The following is a 5,532-nucleotide window of genomic DNA, read 5'->3' on the forward strand; positions in this document are numbered from 1 at the left end:
AGCAGCAGATGCTCGCCATCGCGCGCGCACTGATGTCATCGCCCCGGCTGCTGCTGATCGACGAGCCGTCCGTAGGGCTGTCGCCGCTGCTGGTCACACAGACCATCGCCAAGATCGGCGAACTCAATCGGCGTTTCGGCCTGACGGTGCTGATGGCGGAGCAAAACTTCAACCAGGCGATCCGCATCGCCGATCGCGGTTATATCATCGTCCATGGCGAGATCGTCGTCGCGGCCAGCTCGGTTGAAGAGCTGAGAGGCAACGACACGGTCAAGCGGCTTTATCTCGGCGGTGTCGCATGACCGTGGAGCAAAGTATGCCCGCGCCACAGCGTTGTCTGATGAATTGCTATTAGTAAACGGCGATAGACCTGATCCAAACCTCCGCCAACATGACCGCCTCGCCGCGCTGGTCGATTTCTCGCGATGAGGGCTTTCGGCCATTTCGGCCCGGACGGTCAGGGCTATTCGGAGGAAGATCCGGACAGGGCCGCCGCGCAATCTCCCACGCTTCGTCGCGATTGACACCAACCATGCCCAGCAAGTTCTTGAGAGGCGAACATCCCACCGAGAAAAATTCGATGGACTGAGGCCCGCGCTGTTGAAGGCTAAGCGTCGATTTCTTGCAAGCGATCCAATTTTCGCACCATGATTCGCAGAGAAAGCCACTGGCAAAGTCGCGTTCTGAGAAACCACCGAATTAAAGGTGCGAAGCCCGAGAAATTTCGCACTCTCAGTGGCCAAGTTGCGCGACTACGGCCGCTAACCCGCGGAACTCCGTGCGAGCAGCTCCATTAGCATCACGGTATTCTGCGCGATTAAAGGGGTAAAGCCCGCGCCAAGTCTTGGTCTGCAGAAGAGTGGGCCAGGAATTTGAGTTTGAACAATTCCTCAAGCTTGAGTCCATTCCGCCGAAACCGTGCTATGATTCGCGGGACGCCCAGTTGCTCCACGGAAATCCTAGCTCCTTGAGAAGGTCAGTCTCCGCTATCAATAGGCGGGGCATCGTCAGGAAGTTTGAGCAGCGGGGGGTCTGATTCTCCTGATGCCTGTACTTTTTTGCGCGCATTCAAAAACGTCGCCGCGACCAACAGTGTAACCGCGATGCCGATGAATACCGGAAACACCTGCAGCAAAAGCACCGCCATACCTTTATCCCCACCTCGCGTGCAGCCTGCACAAATGCGCGGTCCCCTTCAAGCATGAAGGAGTTCTTCGACGACCTGCGTTCGCCCTCCGTCCTCAACTTCATCGACGCGGTCATTCTTGCTCTTGCGCTTCCGCATCGTGAGGCCGCGTACTACCGGCGACCAGCTAAGGTGCGCAATCAGGGCCAAGTGGATGACGTCGCTGGTGCCGGCAGGTAAGCCGCGGCCTGATCAGACCGAAAGTGCGGATGAGAATCGGGCCAACCACGTCCGGCAACAGGTATCATTCCGCCGCCTGGCGTTCCTTCGCCGGTGTCCCGCCCTCCAGCGCGTCCGCCACGCGCGACGGCCGGTAGGTGCGGCCCAGCCAGCGGGATAGCCGTTCGAGGTAGAGATAGATGACTGGCGTCGTGTACAGCGTTAGCCATTGCGACACCAACAGACCGCCGATGATCGCGACACCAAGCGGCTGGCGCAGTTCCGCACCTCCGCCGGTACCGAAAGCGATGGGTACTGCGCCGAACAGCGCCGCAAACGTGGTCATCATGATCGGGCGGAAGCGCAAAAGACACGCTTGGTGGATCGCCTCCTGCGGATTCTTACCTTCGATGCGCGCGGCCTGCAACGCGAAGTCGATGATCATGATCGCGTTCTTTTTGACGATACCGATCAACAGGACGATACCGACGATCGCGATCACCGACAGGTCGTAATGCAGCAGCAGCAACAGCAACAGTGCACCGACGCCAGCCGACGGCAGCGCCGACAAGATCGTGATCGGGTGGATGTAGCTTTCATACAGGACGCCGAGGACGATGTAGACGACGAGGATCGCAGCAGCCAGCAACAGCGGCATCGATGACAGCGAGTCCTGGAAGGCCTGTGCCGTCCCCGCGAACGAGGAGTTCAATGTCGGCGGTACGTGCAGGCGTTCGGTCATGGCCTGGATGGCGCTGACCGCCTGTCCGAGCGAGACTCCGCGCGTCAAATTGAACGACAGCGTCACCGCCGGGAAGATACCCTGGTGGCTGAGCAGCAGCGGCTCGCTCTTGCGGGTGAAATGAGCGAAAGTGCTCAGCGGCACCTGCGCACCAGAGGGACTTGACACATAAATTTCCGATAGCAGGTTTGGATCGCGCTGGAACTGAGGTTGCACTTCGAGCACGACCTTGTATTGATTGGTCGCGGTATAGATTGTCGCGACCTGCCGCTGGCCGAACGCGTCGTAAAGGGTCTGGTCTATCAGATCGGCCGACAGCCCAAGACGATAGGCGGCGTCGCGGTCGACATCGATGGCCAGGTGGGCCGCGGCAATTTGTTGATCGGATGCGACTTGCTGCAATTCCGGCAGCTTTTTCATACCGGATTCGATGATTGGCGCCCAATGGTTGAGTTCATCGACATCGGTGTCTGTCAGCGTATATTGATACTGGGTCCGGGAGAGTCGACCACCAACGGTAATGTTCTGCGGCACCTGCATATAGAATTTGGCACCCTCGATGCCGGCCACCTTCTTGTTCAACCGCTGGATGATCTGCTCCGCAGTGTCAGCGCGCTCGTCGTAGGGCTTCAATCCCCAAAAGATGCGTGACGTGTTCTCCGCGGGATTGTATGGCGTGGCGCCGGCGTAGGAGAAGACACCCTGGACGTCGGGGTCATGCATCACGATATTGACCACCTCGCGCCGGAGCTTGTCGGTATTGGCAACCGACGCGTCCTGGCGAACGTCGAGCTCACCGAAAATGAATCCGGTATCCTGCTCAGGGAAAAAGCCCTTTGGCATCTTGACGTAAAGGTAACCGGTCGCAACCATCAGCAAGAGCGTCGCGAGCAGCGCCGAAAATTGGTGGCGGAAGATGAAAATGAGGCCACGGTCGTAGGCGCGCAGCGACGCCTGGAAAACGCGCTCGCAGCCGCGACTGAAGCGACCTTTGGGGTGCAGTCCCTCCTGCCTCAAGAACAGTGAGCACATCACCGGCGTCAGGGTCAGCGATATCACTGCCGACGCGACGACTGCGACCGAGATCGTCACGGCAAATTCACGGAACAGCCGGCCAATGATCCCGCCCATGAACAACAGCGGCATGAACACCGCGATCAGCGAAAAAGTGATCGAAATAATCGTAAAGCCGATCTGCCCTGCGCCTTTGAGCGCGGCATCGAACGGCCGCATCCCCTGTTCGATATAGCGCACGATGTTTTCGATCATGACGATCGCATCATCGACGATAAAGCCGACCGAAATCGTCAAGCCCATCAAGGAAATGTTGTCGATGCTGTAGCCGCCGACATACATGAAGGCAAAAGTGGCGACCAGCGACAGCGGCACCGCCAGGCTCGGGATCACCGTCGCCCACATGGTCCGCAAAAACAGGAAGATCACGATAATGACAAGGCCAATCGTCACTATCATCGTCAATTGCACGTCGCGGATGGACGCGCGGGTCGTCTCAGAGCGGTCTGACATCAGGTCGACGTGAACCGCTGGCGGCAGCGATTGCTTGAGCCTGGGCATCAATGCCTTGATCCGGTCTACCACCGCTATGGTGTTGGCGCCCGGCTTCTTCTGGATGGCGATGCCCTCAGCGCGATGGGTGCCGAACCATGAGACAAGTCGGTTGTTCTGCACCGAGTTTATAACGTCGCCGACATCCTTGATGCGTACCGGCGCGCCGTTCCTGTAGGCGATAATGACATTGCCGTATTGCGCGGCGTTGTAGAGCTGGTCGTTGGTATCGAGCGAGACCGACTGATCTGAGCCCTCGATTGCGCCCTTCGGCCGGTTGACACTTGCCGCAACGAGCGCGTTGCGGACATCCTCAAGCCCCAGTCCCTTGGCGGCGAGGGACGCCGGGTCGATTTGGACGCGGGCTGCATAAGGCATCGAGCCGAAGACAAAGACCTGCCCCACCCCGGGCTCGGTCGATAAGCGGTCTGCTATGATGTTGGTCGCGTATTCGTCGACCTTGTAGGGTGGCAGCGCGTCAGAATGGATAGCGTATATCAGGATGGCGAAGTCCGCCGGGTTCACCTTGCGGTAGGTCGGTGGGGTCGGCATGTCCTTAGGCAGCAATCCGCTGGCCGCATTGATCGCCTGCTGCACGTCGCCCGCAGCGGCATCTATATTGCGGTTCAGCTCGAATTGCAGCGTGATTGAAGTCACGCCGACGCCGCTCCACGACGTCATCTCGCTCAGATCCGGTATCGAGATGAATTGCTGTTCGAGTGGCGTCGCGATTGACGAGGCCATCGTGCTGGGATTGGCGCCCGGATATTGCGCGGTGACGGTGATCGTCGGAAAATCGACATTGGGCACCGCTGCCACGGGCAACAGATTATAGGCCCCGGCCCCGAATACCAGCAGCCCCACCATTAGCAGCGAGGTCGCGATCGGGCGGCGGATGAAAGGTTCGGAAATGTTCATTGGGGGCGCCGTTCAGTCGCTCGCAGCCGCTTTGCGGGCGGGCAGGATACTTATCGCGGCGCCGTTATTGAGCCGGTACTGGCCCTCGATGACGACCCGCTCGCCGGCCGCGAGGCCCTTGGCGATGACGGCCTTGCCGTCCTCTACCGCGTCAACCTCAACGGCACGTCGCTCGACGGTGTCGTCCGGCTTGATGACGTAGACGAAGCGCCCGTTAGCCCCTTCGAGGACGGTCTGCTCCGGAACTGTAGGAACTTGTTGGCGCACCGAAAGCATAACCCTGACGTTGACGAATTCGCCGGGCCATAATCGCTCGTCCTGGTTGTCGAACTGCGCCTTCAGGTGGATCGTGCCGGTGCTTGGGTCGACCATGTTGTCGACTAACGTAAGCTTTCCCTCGGCGAGCGTGGTCTCGTTGTCGCCCGCGACCGCATTGACCGCGAGCGGCCGCCTGTCCTGTTGGCTGCGAACCTCGTCGAGCGTGTGCTGCGGCAACGTGAAGCTGACGAAAATCGGCTTGATCTGGGTTATATTGACCAGCGTGGTGTTGCCGGTGCCGTGCACCAGATTGCCCTTGTCGACGAGCCGCGCGCCGAGCCGGCCGTCGATCGGTGAGGTGATCGTGCAATAGCTGAGGTTGACCCGCGCTGCCTCGACCTGCGCCTTGTCGCTGTCGAGCGCCGCCTGGTCGGCTGCGACGGTCGCCTTGTCCGTATCGTATTGCTGCTGCGAGATGGCGAGATGACTGTCGATCAGCTTGGCATCGCGGGTGAAGTTGAGCTGCGCATTGGCGAGGGTCGCCTGGTCCTTTTCCGTGTTGGCTGAAGCTTGGTCGAGCGCCGCCTGATATGGCCGCGGGTCGATCTGGAACAATACGGCGCCCTCGTTGACCTCTTGGCCTTCCTTGAAATCGACGCTGACAATCTGGCCGTCGACGCGACTCTTGACCGCCACCATGTTG

The 5,532-nt window shown here is 59.7% G+C and carries 4 protein-coding genes and 1 pseudogene; 1 reads left to right on the top strand and 4 read right to left on the bottom strand.

The window, feature by feature from the left end; genetic code table 11:
- A pseudogene (locus WB528_RS27125) lies at positions 1 to 302 on the top strand (branched-chain amino acid ABC transporter ATP-binding protein); the annotation flags it as partial.
- 674 nt (positions 303 to 976) lie between these two features.
- Here the strand turns inward: WB528_RS27125 and WB528_RS27130 are convergent.
- The 4 genes from WB528_RS27130 to WB528_RS27145 all read right to left on the bottom strand — a co-directional run.
- The gene (locus WB528_RS27130) at positions 977 to 1,147 is read right to left on the bottom strand and encodes a hypothetical protein (RefSeq protein ID WP_423892426.1); all 171 of its coding nucleotides are present in this window, start codon (positions 1,145 to 1,147) and stop codon (positions 977 to 979) included.
- Between the two features lie 48 nt (positions 1,148 to 1,195).
- Positions 1,196 to 1,336, bottom strand: coding sequence for a hypothetical protein (locus WB528_RS27135; protein ID WP_423892427.1), 141 nt, complete (start codon positions 1,334 to 1,336; stop codon positions 1,196 to 1,198).
- Positions 1,337 to 1,430: 94 nt separating this feature from the next.
- Entirely contained in the window at positions 1,431 to 4,571 is a 3,141-nt protein-coding gene (locus WB528_RS27140) for an efflux RND transporter permease subunit (RefSeq protein ID WP_423892428.1), read from the bottom strand.
- A 12-nt stretch (positions 4,572 to 4,583) separates the two neighbouring features.
- A partial coding sequence (locus tag WB528_RS27145) for an efflux RND transporter periplasmic adaptor subunit (protein WP_423892429.1) occupies positions 4,584 to 5,532 on the bottom strand: 949 nt, incomplete at its 5' end.

The sequence above is a fragment of the Bradyrhizobium sp. genome (assembly GCF_049586575.1).
In the GTDB taxonomy this organism is placed as follows: domain Bacteria; phylum Pseudomonadota; class Alphaproteobacteria; order Rhizobiales; family Xanthobacteraceae; genus Bradyrhizobium.